General features: G+C 62.2%; 32 protein-coding genes. 1 reads left to right on the forward strand and 31 read right to left on the reverse strand.

Annotated features, from left to right (window positions below; all coding sequences use genetic code 11):
- Positions 1-73: 73 nt before the first annotated feature.
- The 31 genes from rpsK to rpsL all read right to left on the reverse strand — a co-directional run bounded on the left by rpsK (position 74) and on the right by rpsL (position 17794).
- Positions 74-478, reverse strand: a complete 405-nt coding sequence (rpsK, locus tag ACEN96_RS26555; RefSeq protein ID WP_056194196.1) for a 30S ribosomal protein S11 — start codon at positions 476-478, stop codon at positions 74-76.
- Positions 479-504: 26 nt separating this feature from the next.
- Positions 505-870 (reverse strand): 30S ribosomal protein S13, encoded by a 366-nt coding sequence (gene rpsM, locus ACEN96_RS26560; RefSeq protein WP_088404620.1) that lies wholly within the window; start codon positions 868-870, stop codon positions 505-507.
- A gap of 36 nt (positions 871-906) precedes the next feature.
- Positions 907-1020 carry a 50S ribosomal protein L36 gene (gene rpmJ, locus ACEN96_RS26565; protein ID WP_058933616.1) on the reverse strand — a complete coding sequence of 38 codons (114 nt, stop codon included), beginning with the start codon at positions 1018-1020 and terminating at the stop codon, positions 907-909.
- A 62-nt stretch (positions 1021-1082) separates the two neighbouring features.
- Positions 1083-1301 (reverse strand): translation initiation factor IF-1, encoded by a 219-nt coding sequence (infA, locus tag ACEN96_RS26570; RefSeq protein WP_009855680.1) that lies wholly within the window; start codon positions 1299-1301, stop codon positions 1083-1085.
- A 51-nt stretch (positions 1302-1352) separates the two neighbouring features.
- Positions 1353-2663 (reverse strand): preprotein translocase subunit SecY, encoded by a 1311-nt coding sequence (gene secY / locus ACEN96_RS26575; protein WP_495585993.1) that lies wholly within the window; start codon positions 2661-2663, stop codon positions 1353-1355.
- A gap of 26 nt (positions 2664-2689) precedes the next feature.
- On the reverse strand, positions 2690-3121 hold the full coding sequence (gene rplO, locus ACEN96_RS26580) for a 50S ribosomal protein L15 (RefSeq protein WP_495585994.1): 432 nt from the start codon (positions 3119-3121) through the stop codon (positions 2690-2692).
- Between the two features lie 25 nt (positions 3122-3146).
- On the reverse strand, positions 3147-3329 hold the full coding sequence (rpmD, locus tag ACEN96_RS26585; protein ID WP_088385516.1) for a 50S ribosomal protein L30: 183 nt from the start codon (positions 3327-3329) through the stop codon (positions 3147-3149).
- Between the two features lie 16 nt (positions 3330-3345).
- On the reverse strand, positions 3346-3864 hold the full coding sequence (rpsE, locus tag ACEN96_RS26590; protein ID WP_343642433.1) for a 30S ribosomal protein S5: 519 nt from the start codon (positions 3862-3864) through the stop codon (positions 3346-3348).
- 18 nt (positions 3865-3882) lie between these two features.
- On the reverse strand, positions 3883-4242 hold the full coding sequence (gene rplR / locus ACEN96_RS26595) for a 50S ribosomal protein L18 (RefSeq protein ID WP_279757533.1): 360 nt from the start codon (positions 4240-4242) through the stop codon (positions 3883-3885).
- A gap of 11 nt (positions 4243-4253) precedes the next feature.
- A complete protein-coding gene (gene rplF, locus ACEN96_RS26600) occupies positions 4254-4787 on the reverse strand; it encodes a 50S ribosomal protein L6 (RefSeq protein ID WP_495585995.1) in 534 nt (177 codons plus the stop codon).
- A gap of 18 nt (positions 4788-4805) precedes the next feature.
- The gene (rpsH, locus tag ACEN96_RS26605) at positions 4806-5201 is read right to left on the reverse strand and encodes a 30S ribosomal protein S8 (RefSeq protein WP_058933609.1); all 396 of its coding nucleotides are present in this window, start codon (positions 5199-5201) and stop codon (positions 4806-4808) included.
- A gap of 23 nt (positions 5202-5224) precedes the next feature.
- Positions 5225-5530, reverse strand: a complete 306-nt coding sequence (gene rpsN, locus ACEN96_RS26610) for a 30S ribosomal protein S14 (protein WP_067065192.1) — start codon at positions 5528-5530, stop codon at positions 5225-5227.
- Between the two features lie 8 nt (positions 5531-5538).
- Positions 5539-6078, reverse strand: a complete 540-nt coding sequence (rplE, locus tag ACEN96_RS26615; protein ID WP_343642431.1) for a 50S ribosomal protein L5 — start codon at positions 6076-6078, stop codon at positions 5539-5541.
- Between the two features lie 10 nt (positions 6079-6088).
- Positions 6089-6406 (reverse strand): 50S ribosomal protein L24, encoded by a 318-nt coding sequence (gene rplX / locus ACEN96_RS26620; RefSeq protein ID WP_343642429.1) that lies wholly within the window; start codon positions 6404-6406, stop codon positions 6089-6091.
- Between the two features lie 25 nt (positions 6407-6431).
- Positions 6432-6800 carry a 50S ribosomal protein L14 gene (gene rplN, locus ACEN96_RS26625; protein WP_088484485.1) on the reverse strand — a complete coding sequence of 123 codons (369 nt, stop codon included), beginning with the start codon at positions 6798-6800 and terminating at the stop codon, positions 6432-6434.
- A 258-nt stretch (positions 6801-7058) separates the two neighbouring features.
- On the reverse strand, positions 7059-7568 hold the full coding sequence (locus tag ACEN96_RS26630; protein WP_495585996.1) for a peroxiredoxin: 510 nt from the start codon (positions 7566-7568) through the stop codon (positions 7059-7061).
- Positions 7569-7718: 150 nt separating this feature from the next.
- Positions 7719-7988 (reverse strand): 30S ribosomal protein S17, encoded by a 270-nt coding sequence (gene rpsQ, locus ACEN96_RS26635; RefSeq protein WP_279757537.1) that lies wholly within the window; start codon positions 7986-7988, stop codon positions 7719-7721.
- On the reverse strand, positions 7985-8182 hold the full coding sequence (gene rpmC, locus ACEN96_RS26640; protein WP_495585997.1) for a 50S ribosomal protein L29: 198 nt from the start codon (positions 8180-8182) through the stop codon (positions 7985-7987). The genes rpsQ and rpmC overlap by 4 nt, the downstream gene beginning before the upstream one ends.
- Before the next feature lie 14 nt (positions 8183-8196).
- On the reverse strand, positions 8197-8613 hold the full coding sequence (gene rplP / locus ACEN96_RS26645) for a 50S ribosomal protein L16 (protein WP_088385524.1): 417 nt from the start codon (positions 8611-8613) through the stop codon (positions 8197-8199).
- 12 nt (positions 8614-8625) lie between these two features.
- Positions 8626-9435, reverse strand: coding sequence for a 30S ribosomal protein S3 (rpsC, locus tag ACEN96_RS26650; RefSeq protein ID WP_067065181.1), 810 nt, complete (start codon positions 9433-9435; stop codon positions 8626-8628).
- A gap of 15 nt (positions 9436-9450) precedes the next feature.
- Positions 9451-9780 carry a 50S ribosomal protein L22 gene (rplV, locus tag ACEN96_RS26655; protein ID WP_058937144.1) on the reverse strand — a complete coding sequence of 110 codons (330 nt, stop codon included), beginning with the start codon at positions 9778-9780 and terminating at the stop codon, positions 9451-9453.
- An 11-nt stretch (positions 9781-9791) separates the two neighbouring features.
- On the reverse strand, positions 9792-10070 hold the full coding sequence (gene rpsS, locus ACEN96_RS26660) for a 30S ribosomal protein S19 (protein WP_343642423.1): 279 nt from the start codon (positions 10068-10070) through the stop codon (positions 9792-9794).
- Positions 10071-10083: 13 nt separating this feature from the next.
- Positions 10084-10908, reverse strand: coding sequence for a 50S ribosomal protein L2 (gene rplB / locus ACEN96_RS26665; RefSeq protein ID WP_495585998.1), 825 nt, complete (start codon positions 10906-10908; stop codon positions 10084-10086).
- Positions 10908-11222, reverse strand: a complete 315-nt coding sequence (gene rplW, locus ACEN96_RS26670) for a 50S ribosomal protein L23 (RefSeq protein WP_495585999.1) — start codon at positions 11220-11222, stop codon at positions 10908-10910. Before rplW ends, rplB begins: the two co-directional genes overlap by 1 nt.
- Positions 11219-11839, reverse strand: coding sequence for a 50S ribosomal protein L4 (gene rplD, locus ACEN96_RS26675; RefSeq protein WP_495586000.1), 621 nt, complete (start codon positions 11837-11839; stop codon positions 11219-11221). Before rplD ends, rplW begins: the two co-directional genes overlap by 4 nt.
- On the reverse strand, positions 11839-12510 hold the full coding sequence (rplC, locus tag ACEN96_RS26680; RefSeq protein ID WP_495586001.1) for a 50S ribosomal protein L3: 672 nt from the start codon (positions 12508-12510) through the stop codon (positions 11839-11841). Before rplC ends, rplD begins: the two co-directional genes overlap by 1 nt.
- 312 nt (positions 12511-12822) lie before the next feature.
- Positions 12823-13137 (reverse strand): 30S ribosomal protein S10, encoded by a 315-nt coding sequence (gene rpsJ / locus ACEN96_RS26685; protein WP_067065169.1) that lies wholly within the window; start codon positions 13135-13137, stop codon positions 12823-12825.
- A 133-nt stretch (positions 13138-13270) separates the two neighbouring features.
- A complete protein-coding gene (gene tuf, locus ACEN96_RS26690; protein WP_495586002.1) occupies positions 13271-14461 on the reverse strand; it encodes an elongation factor Tu in 1191 nt (396 codons plus the stop codon).
- Positions 14462-14619: 158 nt separating this feature from the next.
- Positions 14620-16722 carry an elongation factor G gene (gene fusA, locus ACEN96_RS26695; RefSeq protein WP_495586003.1) on the reverse strand — a complete coding sequence of 701 codons (2103 nt, stop codon included), beginning with the start codon at positions 16720-16722 and terminating at the stop codon, positions 14620-14622.
- Between the two features lie 69 nt (positions 16723-16791).
- On the reverse strand, positions 16792-17262 hold the full coding sequence (gene rpsG / locus ACEN96_RS26700) for a 30S ribosomal protein S7 (RefSeq protein WP_091728098.1): 471 nt from the start codon (positions 17260-17262) through the stop codon (positions 16792-16794).
- 154 nt (positions 17263-17416) lie between these two features.
- On the reverse strand, positions 17417-17794 hold the full coding sequence (gene rpsL / locus ACEN96_RS26705; RefSeq protein WP_058933591.1) for a 30S ribosomal protein S12: 378 nt from the start codon (positions 17792-17794) through the stop codon (positions 17417-17419).
- 234 nt (positions 17795-18028) lie between these two features.
- Here rpsL and ACEN96_RS26710 point away from each other — a divergent pair, with 234 nt between their 5' ends.
- The gene (locus tag ACEN96_RS26710; RefSeq protein ID WP_495586004.1) at positions 18029-18526 is read left to right on the forward strand and encodes a PIN domain-containing protein; all 498 of its coding nucleotides are present in this window, start codon (positions 18029-18031) and stop codon (positions 18524-18526) included.
- The last annotated feature ends 46 nt before the right edge of the window (positions 18527-18572 follow it).

The raw sequence follows: 18572 nt of genomic DNA on the forward strand, positions 1-18572 counted from the left end.
ACTCACGTGCCAGCCGGCTCGATCTGAACGAATCGGAGATTATCGCACTACGCGATCGCTCAGCGCAAACCGCTTAGATGCGGCGGCGCTTTTGCGGACGGCAGCCGTTGTGCGGCACCGGCGTCACGTCGGAGATCGAGTTGATGCGGATACCGAGCGCAGCCAGGGCGCGCACCGACGATTCGCGACCCGGGCCCGGGCCCTTGATCTTGACGTCCAGGTTCTTGATGCCTTGTTCCTGAGCAGCGCGGCCGGCCACTTCCGCGGCCACCTGGGCAGCGAAGGGGGTCGACTTGCGCGAGCCCTTGAAGCCCTGACCGCCCGACGAGGCCCAGGACAGCGCACCACCCTGACGATCGGTGATCGTGATGATGGTGTTGTTGAACGAAGCGTGAACGTGGGCGATACCGTCGGCAACGTTCTTGCGAACCTTCTTGCGAACGCGCTGGGCAGCCGAGTTATTGGGTGCTTTTGCCATGGTTAGCTTTCTTCAGATGCCGCGGATTACTTCTTGCCGGTCGCCGCCGACTTGCGCGGACCCTTGCGGGTACGGGCATTCGTGCGGGTACGCTGGCCGCGCACCGGCAGGCCACGACGATGGCGGAAGCCACGATAGCAACCCAGGTCCATCAGACGCTTGATGTTGATGGACATCTCGCGACGCAGGTCGCCTTCGATGGTCAGACGGCCGACTTCCTCACGGATCTTTTCCAGATCGGAGTCATTCAGGTCCTTGACCTTCTTGTCCAGCGGAATGCCGCAGCTATTGCAGATCTTCTGCGCGGTCGTACGGCCAATGCCGTAGATCGAGGTCAGACCGATCTCGGTGTGCTTGTGCGGCGGAATGTTGATACCAGCAATACGTGCCATGTGCGTCCTCTAATTCGCTTGCAGTCGTGAGGCCAATCAGCCCTGGCGCTGCTTGTGGCGGGGATCGGTACAGATCACACGCACCACGCCGTTACGGCGGATGATCTTGCAATTGCGGCACATCTTCTTGACGGATGCCGAAACTTTCATGGTCTGCTCCTTGACCTACTCTGTTCGCTCAATCAGCGTTGATCCGGGGGTTGCTAAGAAGCTCACTTCGCCCGGAACACGATGCGAGCACGACTCAAATCGTACGGTGTCAATTCAACGGTCACCTTGTCACCAGGAAGGATGCGGATGTAGTGCATCCGCATCTTCCCGGAAATGTGACCTAGAACGACATGACCGTTCTCCAGCTTGACTCGGAAGGTTGCATTTGGGAGGTTCTCGAGAATCTCACCCTGCATTTGAATGACGTCATCTTTCGCCATACCTTCGTGACCGACTGGATTGGGTCCAAATAATCTCTTCAGCCTTGCGCGTCAGTTGGCCTTGAAACTGGCCTTCTTCAGCAGCGACTCGTACTGCTGACTCATCACATAGGACTGGACCTGCGCCCAGAAGTCCATGGTGACCACCACGATGATCAACAGCGACGTGCCACCGAAATAGAACGGGACGTTGTACTTCAGCGTCAGGAACTCCGGCAGCAGACACACACCGGTGATGTACACCGCGCCTGCCAGCGTCAGCCGGGACAGGATCTTGTCGATATGCCGGGCCGTTTGATCGCCAGGACGAATCCCAGGGATGAACGCGCCGCTCTTCTTCAGGTTGTCTGCCGTCTCACGGCTGTTGAAAACCAACGCCGTATAGAAGAAGCAGAAAAACACGATCGCAGCCGAGTACAGCAGCACATAGATCGGCTGTCCCGGGCGCAACGCATCAGCGATGTCCTTGAGCCAGCGCATGCTGTCACCGGTCGCGAACCAACTGACCAGGGTGGTGGGCAGCAGAATGATCGACGACGCGAAGATCGGCGGAATCACGCCCGACATATTCAGCTTCAGCGGCAGATGCGAGCTCTGACCACCGTAGACCTTGTTCCCGACCTGCCGCTTGGCGTAGTTCACCAGGATCTTGCGCTGACCGCGTTCGACGAACACCACCAGATAGGTCACGCCGATGACGATCGCGATCACGACCAGGCAGGAGATCACGCTCATCGCACCGGTGCGAACCAGCTCGAGCAGTCCCCCGATGGCGCCCGGCAGACCCGCGGCGATACCGCCGAAGATCAGGATCGAGATCCCGTTGCCCAGACCACGCTCGGTGATCTGCTCACCCAGCCACATCAGGAACATCGTCCCGGCCACCAGGCTGGTCACCGCAGTGATGCGGAAACCGAAACCCGGGCTCAGCACCAGCCCCGGAGAACTCTCCAGCGCGAAAGCGATGCTCAGGCTCTGGAAAATCGCCAAGCCCAAGGTGCCATAGCGCGTGTACTGCGTGATCTTCCGGCGGCCAGCCTCGCCCTCCTTCTTCAGCGCTTCCAGACTCGGCACCACGTACGTCATGAGCTGCATGACGATCGAGGCCGAGATGTAGGGCATGATGCCCAGCGCGAAGACGGTGAAGCGCGACAACGCCCCGCCCGAGAACATGTTGAACAGGCTCAGGATCCCGCCCTGCTGACCCTTGAACAGCTGCTGAAGCTGCGTCGGATCAATACCTGGCACCGGGATATGAGCCCCGATGCGGTAAACGACCAGCGCGAGCACCAGGAACATCAGCCGACGACGCAGGTCGCCGAACTTTCCGCTCTTGGCCAACTGGGATGCGTTGCTTGCCACTGCTGCCTAGTCCTGTGCTTGGCTGATTAAGCGACGGAGCCGCCAGCGGCTTCGATGGCCGCCTTCGCGCCGGCCGTCACGCCCAGGCCCTTGACGCTCACCTTGCGGGTGATCTCGCCGGACTTGATGACCTTGACGGACTTCGCCAGCTCGGACACCAGGCCCACGGCCTTCAGCGTCAGCAGATCGATCTCGTCACCGGCCAGCTGGTTCAGTTCCGACAGCGTCACTTCCGCATTGAACGGACGGGCCAGCGACTTGAAACCACGCTTGGGCAGACGACGCTGCAGCGGCATCTGGCCGCCTTCGAAGCCGACCTTGTGGAAGCCACCGGCGCGCGACTTCTGACCCTTGTGGCCACGGCCGGCGGTCTTACCCAGACCGGAGCCGATGCCACGGCCCACGCGACGCTTGGCGTGCTTCGCACCAGCGGCAGGCTTGATGGTATTGAGTTGCATCTTGTGTTCCTCGTCGATGCCGTGCTTACAGCACCTGCACCAGGTAGGCGATCTTGTTGATCATGCCGCGCACCGCGGGCGTGTCTTCCAGGGTCTTCGTGCTGTTCAGCTTGCGAAGACCCAGGCCGACGACCGTCGCGCGATGGTCTGCACGGCAGCCGATCGGGCTGCGGACCAGCTTGACCGTGAGCGTTTTCTTTTCAGACATCTCGATCTCCTGGCGCTCAGTTGAAGATTTCTTCAACCGTCTTGCCGCGCTTGGCCGCCACTTGGGACGGTGTGGAGCAGCGCTTGAGCGCGTCCAGCGTGGCACGAACCATGTTGTAGGGGTTGGTCGAACCGTGGCTCTTGGTCACGATGTCGGTCACGCCCATCACTTCGAAGACAGCACGCATCGGACCGCCGGCGATCACGCCGGTACCAGCCGGTGCCGGCGCCATGATCACGTGCGCCGCGCCGTGCTCACCCACCACGTTGTGCTGGATGGTGCCGTTGCGCAGGGCCACCTTGATCATGTTGCGGCGGGCCGATTCCATCGCCTTTTGAACAGCGACCGGCACTTCCTTGGCCTTGCCCTTGCCCATGCCGATGCGGCCATCGCCGTCACCGACCACGGTCAGCGCAGCGAAGGACAGCGTGCGGCCGCCCTTCACAACCTTCGTGACGCGGTTGACCGCGATCATCTTTTCCTTCAGGCCGTCGTCGTTGCCTTCGGTCTGAGCGCGGGGTTGAAACTTTGCCATTTCCTAATCCTTTGAGCGTCAGAACTGCAGGCCGGCTTCACGCGCGGCTTCAGCCAGGGCCTTGACACGGCCGTGGTAGGCGAAGCCGGAACGGTCAAAAGCGACCTTCTCGACGCCAGCAGCCTTCGCCTTCTCGGCGATGCGCTTGCCGATCAGCGTCGCGGCGGCGACGTTGCCACCCTTGCCCGACAGCTGCGTACGCACTTCCTTCTCGGCGGTCGAAGCGGAAGCCAGCACGCGCTGACCGTCTTCGGAAATGACCGAGGCGTAGATGTGCAGGTTCGAGCGGAAGACCGTCAGACGGGCCACGCGCTGGAGAGCGATGCGAGCACGCGTTTGACGCGAACGACGCAGGCGTTGTTCCTTCTTGTTCAGCATGGCGCGGCTCCTTACTTCTTCTTGGTCTCTTTGAGGGAGACCTTTTCGTCGGCGTAACGGATGCCCTTGCCCTTGTAGGGCTCCGGCGGACGGATCGCACGCACTTCAGCGGCGAGCTGGCCGACGACCTGGCGATCCGCACCCTTGATCAGGATCTCGGTCTGGGTGGGGCATTCAACCTTGATGCCAGCCGGCATGTCCTTGACGACCGGATGCGAGAAACCGATCTGCAGGTTCAGCTTCTGGCCTTGGGCTTGGGCACGGAAGCCCACGCCAACCAGGTTCAGCTTCTTCTCGAAGCCCTTGCTGACACCGTTGACCATGTTGTTCAGCAGCGCGCGCATCGTGCCGCTCATCGCATCGGCTTCAGCCGATTCGCTGGTCGGGACGAAGGTCAGCTTGCCGCCTTCCGACTTGACCGTCACCAGGGGGTTCACGGCCACGAACAGGGTGCCTTGGGCGCCCTTGACGCTGATCTTGTCAGCAGCGATCGCGACATCCACGCCTTGCGGGACGACGACCGGCATTTTTCCAACGCGGGACATTGTCTGTCTCTCCTTGGCTTAGGCGACGTAGCAAAGCACTTCGCCGCCGACACCGGCTTGACGCGCTTTGCGGTCGGTCATCACACCCTTGGGCGTGGTGACGATCGCCACACCCAGGCCATTCATGACCTGAGGAATATCGTGGCGGCCCTTGTAGATGCGCAGGCCAGGACGGCTCACGCGCTCGATGCGCTCGATCACCGGACGGCCGGCGTAATACTTCAGCGCGATCTCGAGCTCCGGGCGGGCTGCATCGCCGCGCACCGCGAAGTCGTCGATATAGCCTTCATCCTTCAGGACCTTGGCGATCGCGACCTTCAGCTTGGACGAAGGCATCACGACGCTGGCCTTCTCAACGCTTTGGGCGTTGCGAATGCGGGTCAGCATATCGGCGATAGGATCACTCATGCTCATACGAAATCTCCTAAACCTGCCGATTACCAGCTGGCCTTGACGACACCAGGGATGTCGCCCTTGAAGGCCAGCTCACGAATCTTGTTACGAGCCAGGCCGAACTTGCGGAACGTGCCGCGCGGGCGGCCTGTCAGTTCGCAGCGATTGCGCTGGCGGGTCGGGTTGGCGTTCCGGGGCAGCTTTTGCAGCTCCAGGCGAGCCAGATAGCGCTCTTCGTCCGACTTCTTGCTGTCGTCGATGATGGCCTTCAGTTCCGCGTACTTCTTCGCGTACTTGGCGACCAGTTGGGCGCGCTTCAGCTCACGCTGCTTGATCGAGAGTTTTGCCACGGGTCACCTCAGTTCTTGAACGGGAACTTGAACGCAGCCAGCAGAGCCTTGGCTTCGTCGTCCGTCTTGGCCGTCGTCGTGATGCTGATGTTCAGACCACGCAGAGCATCCACCTTGTCGTATTCGATTTCGGGGAAGATGATCTGTTCCTTGACGCCGATGTTGTAGTTGCCACGGCCGTCGAACGAACGGCCGGAAATGCCGCGGAAGTCACGCACGCGCGGCAGGGCCACGGTGACGAAACGGTCCAGGAATTCATACATCGTGGCGCCGCGCAGGGTCACCATGCAGCCGATAGGCACGCCGTCACGGATCTTGAAGCCGGCGATCGCCTTCTTCGACTTCGTGACCACGGGCTTCTGACCAGCGATCTTGGTCAGATCGCCAACAGCGTGATCCATGACCTTCTTGTCCGCCACGGCCTCGCTCACGCCCATGTTCAGCGTGATCTTGGTGATGCGCGGCACTTCCATCACGGACTTGTAGCCGAACTTCTCGGTCAGACCGGGGACGACCTTCTCGCGATAGAACTCTTGCAAACGAGACATGTCTTACCCCTTAGGCCTTGATCTCTTCGCCGGTCGACTTGAACACGCGCACCCGCTTGCCGTTGTCGCCGAGCTTGATGCCCACGCGATCGGCCTTGCCGGAGGCGGCGTTGAAGATCGCCACGTTGGATTGATGGATGGGCATGGACTTGTCCACGATGCCGCCAGTCGTGCCCTTCATCGGGTTCGGCTTGACGTGCTTCTTGACGACGTTGATGCCCTCGACCAGGACGTGGTCCTCGTCAACGCGCTGCGTCACGGTGCCGCGCTTACCCTTGTCGCGGCCGGTCAGAACGATGACCTCGTCGCCTGTGCGAATCTTGTTCATGGCAATACCTTTGTCTGAGCGGGGCTTAGAGCACCTCAGGCGCCAGCGACACGATCTTCATGAAGCGCTCGGTACGCAGTTCACGCGTCACCGGGCCGAAGATGCGGGTGCCGATGGGCTCCAGCTTGGCGTTCAGCAGCACGGCGGCATTGCCGTCGAACTTGACCAGGGAGCCGTCTTGACGACGCACGCCCTTGGCGGTGCGCACGACAACCGCGCTGTAGACCTCGCCCTTCTTGACGCGGCCGCGCGGCGCAGCTTCCTTGATGCTGACCTTGATGATGTCGCCAATGTGGGCATAACGACGCTTGGAACCACCAAGCACCTTGATGCACATGACGGACTTGGCGCCAGTGTTGTCCGCGACGTCGAGTCGCGATTGCATTTGGATCATGTCTGTCCCCAACTTTTCCCGCTCAGGCAACTGCGACCATCGCAGCCATCCAGAGAGCGGTCAGTCTTGGGCCCGTAAGCCAAGCACTTGTCACCTTGCGGAGACCCGCGTCTGGCCTTCATGGGCAAGAAACCTAGAACCGAAGGCGGCTGCCTCGTGCGCTGGTCACGAAGCCCGTCGGGAGACGGAACCACCTTTCGGCGAAGCTGCGGATTATGCGCGAGGCACAAGCCGCCTGTCAACTGAAGGTTTTAGCCGTCAGAGCGCCTTCGCCTGCGCGAGCAGCGTCGCGGCGTCGCTCACTTCGAACTTGCCGGGCGCTTCGATGTTCAGGGTCATGACGACGCCATCCTTGACGAGCATCGAGTAGCGCTGCGAGCGAAGCCCCATGCCGCGAGCAATCAGATCCAGCGACAAGCCGGTCGCTTGCGTGAAGGCCGCGCTACCGTCCGCCATCATGCGCACCTTCCCCGCCGTCTTCTGATCCCGGCCCCACGCCCCCATCACGAACGCATCGTTCACCGAAATGCACCAGATCTCGTCCACACCCGCCGCCTTGAAAGCGTCTGCGTTCGCGACATAGCCCGGCACGTGCTGCGCCGAGCATGTGGGCGTGAATGCACCAGGCAGAGCAAAGATCGCCAGCGTCTTGCCCGCGGCCAGCTTTTCGATATCAAAGGTGTTGGGGCCGAGCGAGCAGCCATTGCCCTCCACCTCGATGAATTCCTGCAGATTGCCGGCCGGCAGCCGATCGCCTACTTTCAGCATGTCACGCTCCTGTTGTCGTTGAAGGTTGGCGGCAGAGTGTGCCGCGAAAAACGGAAAAAGGCCGGGCACCGGGAATTCCGATGCTCCAGCCTTTTGATGAGCAGCGAGATGACTCGCTGCGGTCGCACCACCGCTGCGGTGGCACTTCGATCAGACCAGTTGAGCCTTCTCGACCAGGCGGGTCACGACCCAGCTCTTGGTTTTCGACAGCGGACGGCCTTCGGCGATCTCGACGATGTCGCCCATCTTGTACTCGCCCTTTTCATCATGGGCGTGGTACTTGCGCGAACGAGCAACGATCTTGCCGTAGAGCTCGTGCTTGGCACGGCGCTCGACCAGCACGGTCACCGTCTTCGCGCGCTTGTCGCTGACGACACGACCGACCAGGGTGCGCGTGTTCTTCTCTTGAGCTTGCGTCATTTCGCGGCTCCCTTCTTCTCGGCCAGGATGGTCTTGGCGCGGGCGATGTCGCGACGCGTCTTGCCCAGCACCGAGGTGTTGGTCAATTGTTGCGTCGCCTTTTGCATGCGCAGACCGAAGTGAGCCTTCAGCAGGGAGACGACCTCCTTCTTGAGGGACGCTTCGTCCTTGGCGCGCAGTTCAGATGCTTTCATGGGGTGTTCTCCAATCAGGCGCCGAGCTGGCGGGTCACGAAGGTGCAACGCAGCGGCAGCTTCGCAGCGGCCAGCGTGAACGCTTCGCGCGCCAGAGCCTCAGGCACGCCGTTGATCTCGTAGAGCACCTTGCCGGGCTGGATCTCAGCCACGTAGTACTCCGGGTTGCCCTTACCGTTACCCATACGGACTTCGGCGGGCTTCTGCGAGATCGGCTTGTCCGGGAAGATGCGGATGAAGATCCGGCCACCGCGCTTGATGTGACGCGAAATGGCACGACGAGCCGCTTCGATCTGGCGAGCCGTGATACGGCCGCGCTCGGTGGCCTTCAGACCGAAGTCACCGAAAGCGACGGTCGCGCCGCGGGTCGCAACACCAGTGTTGCGGCCCTTTTGCTCCTTGCGATATTTGCGACGAGCGGGTTGCAGCATGTTGAGTTCTCCTTACGCCTGGCCGCCGTCAGCGGCGGGCTTGCGCACCACACGCTTCGCAGCAGGCTTGTCGCCGCCTTCGGCAGGCTTGTCGCCACGACCACGGCCACCCGGAGCGCCCGGACGGGCGTTGCGGCGCGGACGGCGGTCATCCTCGGCACCCGGGGGGGTGTTGATCACGGGCGCCTCGCCATTGGCCAGGCGGTCACCGCGATACACCCACACCTTGACGCCGATCACGCCGTAGGTGGTCTTGGCTTCGGAGAAGCCGTAATCGATGTCGGCCTTCAGGGTGTGCAGGGGCACACGACCTTCGCGATACCACTCGGTGCGAGCGATTTCGATGCCGTTCAGACGGCCGGCAGACATGATCTTGATGCCCTGGGCGCCGAGACGCATCGCGTTCTGCATCGCACGCTTCATCGCGCGGCGGAACATGATGCGCTTCTCGAGCTGCTGGGTGATCGAGTCGGCGATCAGCTGGGCATCGATCTCGGGCTTGCGCACTTCTTCGATGTTGACCGCGACGGGCACGCCCAGACGCTTGGCCAGTTCGGCCTTCAGGTTCTCGATGTCCTCGCCCTTCTTGCCGATCACCACGCCCGGACGGGCCGAGAAGATCGTGATGCGAGCGTTCTTGGCAGGACGCTCGATCAGGATGCGCGACACCGCGGCGTTCTTCAGCTTGGCCTTCAGGAAGTCGCGAACTTGCAGATCTTCGGCCAGCATGCTGGCGAAGTTCTGGTTGTTCGCGTACCAGCGCGACGCCCAGTTACGGGTGACGGGCAGGCGGAAGCCAGTCGGATGAATTTTCTGTCCCATAGTCTTCCTTCAGGCTCAGTTGCCGACGGTCACGTAGATGTGGCAGGTCGGCTTGCTGATGCGGTTGCCACGGCCCTTGGCGCGCGCCGAGAACCGCTTCAGCGTGGTGCCCTGCTCCACGTAGATCGAAGTGACCTTCAGCTCGTCAATGTCGGCACCGTCGTTGTGCTCAGCATTGGCGATCGCCGATTCCAGCGCCTTCTTGATGATCAGCGCGGCCTTCTTCTGGGTGAACTCCAGGATGTTCAGCGCTTGATCCACCTTCTTGCCGCGGATCAGGTCCGCCACGAGGCGGCCCTTATCAAACGACAGGCGGACGCCACGAACGATTGCTTTGGTTTCCATCGTCGTCATCCTTACTTCTTACCGGCCTTCTTGTCGGCCGGGTGGCCCTTGAAGGTGCGGGTCAGAGCGAATTCACCCAGCTTGTGACCGACCATCTGGTCCGACACATAGACCGGCACGTGCTGCTTGCCGTTGTGCACGGCGATCGTCAGACCGATGAACTCGGGCAGGATCGTCGAGCGACGCGACCAGGTCTTGATGGGCTTCTTGTCCTTGATGGCAACAGCCTTGTCGACTTTTGCCAGCAGGTGGTGATCCACAAAGGGACCCTTCTTGAGGGAACGAGCCATGTTGGTCTACCCCTTACTTCTTGCGACGCGAGACGATGAAAGTCTGCGTGCGCTTGTTGTTGCGAGTGCGGTAGCCCTTCGTCAGGGTGTTCCACGGCGACACAGGGGCCTGACCTTCACCCGTACGACCCTCACCACCACCGTGCGGGTGGTCGACCGGGTTCATGGCGGTACCACGCACGGTCGGGCGGATGCCCTTCCAGCGGATGGCGCCGGCCTTGCCGTACTGGCGCAGGCTGTGCTCTTCGTTGCTCACTTCACCGATGGTGGCGCGGCAATCGATGTGAACGCGACGAACTTCGCCCGAGCGCAGACGAATCTGCGCGTAGGAGCCGTCACGGGCCATCAGCACCACCGAGGTGCCAGCCGAACGGGCGATCTGGGCACCCTTGCTCGGCAGCAGCTCCACGCAGTGGATCGTCGAACCCACGGGGATGTTGCGGATGGGCAGCGTATTGCCGACCTTGATCGGGGCTTCCGCGCCGCTCAGGATCGAGGAACCCACTTCCAGGTTGCGCGGCGCAATGATGTAGCGACGCTCACCGTCGGCGTAGCACACCAGAGCGATGTGGGCCGTGCGGTTGGGGTCGTACTCGATGCGCTCAACCTTCGCCGGAATGCCGTCCTTGTTGCGACGGAAGTCCACCACGCGGTAGTGGTGCTTGTGACCACCGCCCTTGTGGCGCATCGTGATGTGACCGTTGTTGTTACGGCCAGACTTTTGCTTCTGCGGCTCGAGCAGCGAAGCCTCGGGAGCGCCCTTGTGGAGGTGCTTGTGCACCACCTTCACCACGCCACGACGGCCAGGCGAAGTCGGCTTGACTTTAACGACGGCCATTACGCAGCCTCCCCGGAGAAGTTGAGCTCCTGGCCGGCCTTCAGCGACACATACGCCTTCTTGACGTGGTCGCGACGGCCCACACGGCCACCGAAGCGCTTGGTCTTGCCCTTGACGTTGACGACGTTCACGGCTTCGACTTCGACCTTGAACATCTGTTCAACAGCGGCCTTGATCTCAAGCTTCGTCGCATCGCGCAAGACCTTGAACAGGACTTGGTTGTGCTTTTCGCCAGCCATCGTGGCCTTCTCGGACACGATCGGAGCGAGCAGCACCTTGGCCAGACGGCCTTCAGCAAACTTGGGCGCGCTCATGCCAGCATCTCCTTCAGTTGCTCGATGGCCGCCTTCGTCACCAGGATCTTCTTGTAGAAGACCAGCGACAGCGGATCGACGTAGCGCGGCTCGACGACCAGCACGTTCGGCAGGTTGCGCGACGCCAGCAGCAGGTTGTCATCGACCTGGTCGGAGATGACCATGACGTGATCCAGACCCATCGCCTTCAGCTTGGCAGCCAGCAGCTTCGTCTTCGGGGCGTCGACCGAGATCGAATCCACCACAGCCAGACGGCCTTCGCGAGCCAGTTGCGAGAGGATGGCGGCCATGCCGGCGCGATACATCTTCTTGTTCAGCTTGTGCGAGAAGTTCTCGTCAGGCTTGTTCGGGAAGATGCGACCGCCCCCGCGCCACAGCGGCGACGAGGTCATACCAGCACGCGCGTTGCCAGTGCCCTTCTGACGGAACGGCTTCTTCGTCGAGTGACGGACTTCAGCGCGGGTCAGCTGAGCGCGGGTACCTTGGCGGGCGTTGGCCTGGTAGGCCACGACCACCTGGTGCACCAGGGCTTCGTTGTAATCACGAGCGAAAAGGGTGTCGGGAGCGTCGACCTTCGACGTCGCCTGACCCTGCTCATTCAGGAGCTCGAGTTGCATCAGTTGGCTCCCTTCTTGACCTTGACCTTGACGGCCGGACGGATCACGACGAATCCTTCCTTCGCGCCAGGAACGGCACCACGAACCAGCACCAGCTGGCGAGCTTCGTCGATGCGGACGACATCCAGGTTCTGGACGGTCACGGTGACGTCGCCGAGGTGGCCCGACATCTTCTTGCCCGGAAACACGCGACCCGGATCCTGGGCCATCGAGATGGAGCCAGGAACGTTGTGCGAGCGGCTGTTACCGTGCGAGGCGCGCTGCGAACCGAAGTTGTGGCGCTTGATGGTGCCTGCGAAGCCCTTGCCGATCGAGGTGCCCTGCACGTCGACCAGTTGGCCGGCGGCGAACAGCGTCACGGGGACTTGAGCGCCGGCCTTGTATTCAGCGGCGACCGCGGCATCCACGCGGAATTCTTTGATGATTTCGCCGGCTTCGACGCCAGCCTTGGCGAGGTGACCCGCTTCAGGCCTGGTGACGCGGGACGCCTTGCGCGCGCCGTAGGTCACCTGGATGGCGCTGTAGCCGTCGGTATCTTCGGTCTTGACCTGGGTCACGCGGTTGTTGGACACGTCCAGCACGGTCACGGGGACGGTATCGCCGTCGACCGTGAACACACGCATCATGCCAACCTTGCGGCCCAGCAATCCGAGACGATTGCTAAGACTCATGGTTTTCTCCTGACCCCGAACGCGCCGACGGAGACACCGCCCCGCGCCTGAAGTCATTTCACACACCCGACATCGATTGGCCGGGCCGACAATCACCGCGCATTTGGGAGGCCAGGAGTAAAGGTCCCGACCGCCCCGCATCACGCGATGCAACGAACCGCACCAGGGAGTCCTGGCGCGGAAAAGCTGGCGAGTATAGCGCCAACCCTGACAAACCCGCAAGCGGAGCGATCCGCGAGCCAATGAAAAAGGCGACCCGAAGGTCGCCTTCAAGAGCGCGCCCGGATCGCTCCGGCGCCACCCGAGCTGCAATTACTGCAGCTTGATCTCGACGTCCACGCCGGCCGGCAGGTCCAGCTTCATCAGCGCGTCGACCGTCTTGTCGGTCGGATCGACGATGTCCATCAGACGCTGGTGGGTGCGGATTTCAAACTGGTCGCGCGACGTCTTGTTGACGTGCGGCGAACGCAGGATGTCGAAACGCTCCTTGCGCGTCGGCAGGGGCACCGGACCCTTGACGATCGCGCCGGTACGCTTGGCGGTGTCCACGATTTCCAGGGCCGATTGGTCGATCAGCTTGTAATCGAAGGCCTTCAGCCGGATGCGGATCTTTTGCTTGGTAGACATGACTTTTCCTTCAAAGAGCGACGCAACGCCTCAGGCGCCGCGGTGAGAGCAGTGACACCACCGGCCGGCGATGCCGCCACCCGACGAATCAGGCAGCGGCCTCGACGGTACCCGGTGGGTACCAGCAAAAGATTTACTCGATGATGGTGGCCACGACGCCCGAGCCGACGGTACGACCGCCTTCACGGATGGCGAAGCGCAGACCTTCTTCCATGGCGATCGGAGCGATCAGCTTCACGGTGATGCTGACGTTGTCGCCCGGCATGACCATTTCCTTGTCCTTCGGCAGCTCCACGGCACCGGTCACGTCCGTCGTGCGGAAGTAGAACTGGGGACGGTAGTTGTTGAAGAACGGGGTGTGGCGGCCGCCTTCTTCCTTGCTCAGCACGTAGATCTCAGCAGTGAAGTGCGTGTGCGGCTTGATCGTGCCCGGCTTGGCCAGCACCTGGCCGCGCTCGACGTCTTCACGCTTGGTGCCGCGCAGCAGGATGCCCACGTTGTCGCCAGCCTGACCTTGGTCCAGCAGCTTGCGGAACATTTCCACGCCCGTGACGGTGGTCTTCTGCAGATCGCGGATACCCACGATCTCGATTTCCTCGCCGACCTTGACGATGCCGCGCTCCACGCGACCCGTCACCACCGTGCCGCGGCCCGAGATCGAGAACACGTCTTCCACCGGCAGCAGGAACGCGCCGTCCACCGCGCGCTCAGGCGTGGGGATGTAGCTGTCCAGCGCGTCGGCCAGCGCCATGATCGCGCCTTCGCCCAGCTCGCCCTTGTCGCCTTCCAGCGCCAGCTTGGCCGAACCCTTGATGATCGGGGTGTCGTCGCCCGGGAAGTCGTACTTGCTCAGCAGCTCGCGGACTTCCATTTCCACCAGCTCCAGCAGCTCGGCGTCGTCCACCATGTCGCACTTGTTCAGGAAGACGATGATGTACTTCACGCCCACCTGACGCGCCAGCAGGATGTGCTCGCGGGTCTGGGGCATCGGGCCGTCAGCGGCCGAGCACACCAGGATCGCGCCGTCCATCTGCGCCGCGCCCGTGATCATGTTCTTCACGTAGTCGGCGTGCCCCGGGCAGTCCACGTGCGCGTAGTGACGGTTGGCCGTCTCGTACTCCACGTGCGCCGTGTTGATCGTGATGCCGCGCGCCTTTTCTTCAGGAGCCGCGTCGATCTGGTCGTAGGCCTTGGCTTCGCCGCCGAACTTGGAGGCCAGCACGGTCGCGATCGCGGCCGTCAGCGTCGTCTTGCCATGGTCAACGTGACCAATCGTGCCCACGTTCACGTGCGGCTTGGTACGTTCAAACTTACCCTTTGCCATTTCAATTCTCCAAAAAGAGCATTCGCCCGGTCTGTTGGTTTAGCGTTTCCGCAGCATCCTGATTCCCCGGCGACCGGCAACCGAGGGGACTTGCTGCGAAGACGATTCGATGATCGAGAAACAAATGAGCCGGCGCTCGAAAGCACCGGCTCAGGTCATCACTTCGCGCGAGCGGTGACGATCGCGTCGGCGACGTTCTTCGGAGCTTCGCTGTAGTGCTTGAACTCCATCGTGTACGTCGCGCGGCCTTGCGTGGCCGAACGCAGCGAGGTCGAGTAGCCGAACATTTCAGACAGAGGCACTTCCGCCTTGATGATCTTGCCACCGCCGACCATATCGTCCATGCCCTGCACCATGCCGCGGCGGCTGGACAGGTCGCCCATCACCGTACCAGCATAGTCTTCCGGCGTTTCGACTTCCACGGCCATCATCGGCTCGAGGATGACCGGGCTGGCGCGACGGCAGGCTTCCTTGAAGCCCATCGAGGCCGCCATCTTGAACGCGTTTTCGTTCGAGTCCACGTCGTGGTACGAACCGAAGGTCAGCGTGACCTTCACGTCCACGACCGGGTAGCCGGCCAGGACGCCGTTCGGCAGGCTGTCGACGACACCCTTCTCGACCGCGGGAATGAACTCGCGCGGCACCACGCCGCCCTTGATCGCGTCGACGAACTCGAAGCCCTTGCCGGCTTCCTGCGGCTCGACCGAGAACACGACGTGACCGTACTGGCCCTTGCCGCCGGACTGACGCACGAACTTGCCTTCGACGTCGGTCACCGACTTGCGGATCGTTTCGCGGTAGGCCACCTGCGGCTTGCCCACGTTGGCCTCGACGCCGAACTCGCGCTTCATGCGGTCGACGATGATTTCCAGGTGGAGCTCGCCCATGCCGGAAATGATGGTCTGGCCGGACTCTTCGTCGGTGCGCAGGCGGAAGGACGGATCTTCGGCAGCCAGACGGCCCAGCGCGATACCCATCTTTTCCTGGTCGGCCTTGGTCTTGGGCTCGACGGCCTGCGAGATCACCGGCTCGGGGAAGACCATGCGCTCCAGCGTGATGATGCTGTCGGGGTCGCACAGGGTTTCGCCCGTGGTGACGTCCTTCAGGCCCACGCAGGCGGCGATGTCACCCGCCAGGATTTCCTTGATTTCTTCACGCTGGTTGGCGTGCATCTGCAGGATCCGGCCGATGCGCTCCTTCTTGCCGCGGACCGGGTTGTAGACGGTCGCGCCCGACTGCAGCACGCCCGAGTACACCCGCACGAAGGTCAGCTGGCCGACATACGGGTCGGTCATCAGCTTGAAGGCCAGCGCGGAGAACTTTTCCTCGTCGGTACGCATGCGCGTGACCGGCTGGTCGTCTTCGTCCGTGCCCGCGACCGGCGGAATGTCCAGCGGCGACGGCAGGAAGTCGATGACGGCGTCCAGCATGCGCTGCACGCCCTTGTTCTTGAAGGCGGTGCCGCAGAGCATCGGCTGGATCTCGGTCGCGATGGTGCGCTTGCGGATCGCGAGCTTGATCTCTTCCTCGGTCAGGTCGCCCGTCTCGAGGTACTTGTTCATCAGCTCTTCGGTGGCCTCGGCGGCGGCCTCGACCATCTTCTCGCGCCATTCCTGGGCCACTTCGACCAGGTCGGCGGGGATGTCTTCGAAGGTGAACTTCATGCCCTGGGACGCTTCGTCCCAGATGATGGCCTTCATCTTGAAGAGGTCCACCACGCCCTTGAAGTCTTCTTCCGCGCCGATGGGGATGACCACGGGCACCGGGTTCGCCTTCAGGCGGGTCTTCATCTGGTCGACGACCTTGAAGAAGTTCGCGCCGGTCCGGTCCATCTTGTTGACGAACGCGAGACGGGGCACCTTGTACTTGTTGGCCTGGCGCCAGACGGTTTCCGACTGGGGCTGCACGCCACCCACGGCGCAATAGACCATGCAGGCGCCGTCCAGGACGCGCATGGAACGCTCCACCTCGATGGTGAAGTCCACGTGCCCCGGGGTGTCGATGATGTTGAAGCGATGCTCGGGGTAGGACATGTCCATGCCCTTCCAGAAGCAGGTCGTCGCGGCCGACGTGATCGTGATGCCGCGCTCTTGCTCCTGCTCCATCCAGTCCATCGTGGCGGCGCCGTCGTGCACTTCACCGATCTTGTGGTTCACACCGGTGTAGTACAGGATGCGTTCGGTCGTCGTGGTCTTACCGGCATCGATGTGCGCCGAGATACCGATGTTGCGGTAGCGCTCGATGGGGGTCTTGCGGGACATGGTGTCACTCCAAATGCATGGAGCCGCCATCGGGTCAGTAGTAACCCGAGGCGGCCAGAGAGGTCTTGATTAGAAGCGGAAGTGCGAGAACGCCTTGTTGGCGTCTGCCATGCGGTGGACTTCATCGCGCTTCTTCATCGCGCCACCACGGCCTTCCGAGGCCTCCAGCAGTTCGTTGGCCAGACGTTGGGCCATCGACTTCTCACCGCGCTTGCGCGCGCTTTCCTTCAACCAGCGCATGGCCAGAGCCAGACGGCGGACGGGGCGAACTTCCACGGGAACTTGGTAGTTCGCGCCGCCAACGCGACGGGACTTCACTTCGACCATGGGCTTCACGTTGTTGATCGCGATCATGAAGACCTCGAGCGGATCCTTGCCGGACTTCTGCTCGACCTGCTCCAGGGCGCCGTAAATGATGCGCTCTGCGACGGCCTTCTTGCCCGATTCCATGATGACGTTCATGAACTTGGACAGATCAACGCTACCGAACTTCGGGTCCGGCAGGATCTCGCGCTTGGGTACTTCGCGACGACGTGGCATGGGATTCTTCCTTCAATGCTTCAGTTGGTCAGGGCTCTCGCCCCGCCGCGGATCTCCACCGACATCTGGGGGGATCCACTTACTCGGCTGCCGGTGCACATGCACTCGGGCCGCAAAAATCGATGACCTCTCGGCCACCAAGACCGTTGGCTGATTAGGCCTTCTTCGGACGCTTCGCGCCGTACTTGGAACGCGACTGCTTGCGATCCTTGACGCCCTGCAGGTCCAGCGAACCGCGGACGATGTGATAACGCACACCCGGCAAGTCCTTGACACGGCCGCCGCGCACCAGCACGACGCTGTGCTCTTGCAGGTTGTGGCCTTCACCGCCGATGTACGAGATGACCTCGAAACCGTTGGTCAGGCGCACCTTGGCGACCTTGCGAAGTGCCGAGTTCGGCTTCTTCGGAGTGGTGGTGTACACGCGGGTGCAGACGCCACGACGTTGCGGGCACGACTGCATGGCCGGCGACTTGGATTTCGTCACCTCGGTCTCACGACCGTGGCGAACGAGCTGATTGATGGTTGGCATAAGTAACTTGTTCCCGTTTGAAGTCACAACCCCAGCCGGTCTCGGCCTTGCGGAACCGCGCGAGATCGAGGCGTTCCACAAGCGACAAAAGCGCAGCGCCTTGCGGCACCACGCTCGGATCAACCCCGCGTCCGGTTCGAAACCTGGACTCGGGACGCATCAAGACATGCTGGAGAGCCGGCGATTGTAGGCGAGTTCGATGAAAACGCACAAGGCGCTATGCTTCCGAACCCTATGAACGACGCTGATTCCCCCGCAATTGCGCAGCATTCCGGCAACGCTGACGCCCCCATCCCGCTCCTGATCCTGGACACGCAGGTCGTCATGGATTGGCTGGTGTTCGATGAGCCGAGCCTGTTGCCCCTCATCGCCGCGCTGGAGAGCAGGCGCCTGCATTGGATCGCCACGGAGGCGATGAAGGCGGAGCTCCTGCATGTCATCGGGAGAGGTGTCGCGGCCCGTTATTCCCCAGACACGTCGCGCATCCACGCGGCCTTCGAGCGTCATTGCCGCCTGGTGGATGCGCCGGCACTCGGGATCGCGCGACCGCGCTGCAGCGATCCCGACGATCAGAAGTTCATCGACCTTGGCCTCTCGTGCGCCGCCTTGCAGCCCACCTGGCTGATTTCACGCGACCGCGCCGTGCTGAAGGTGGGCAAGCGTGCCGCCAGGTTCGGGCTTCCCATCCTGTCCCCGTCCGCCTGGCTGAAGCTCAACGTCCCGAACGGCTGAGCGCCTTCCGCAAAGAAAAAGGCTGCCGCCCTTTCGGGACGGCAGC

The sequence above is a fragment of the Roseateles sp. Mitsp63 genome (genome assembly GCF_059491535.1).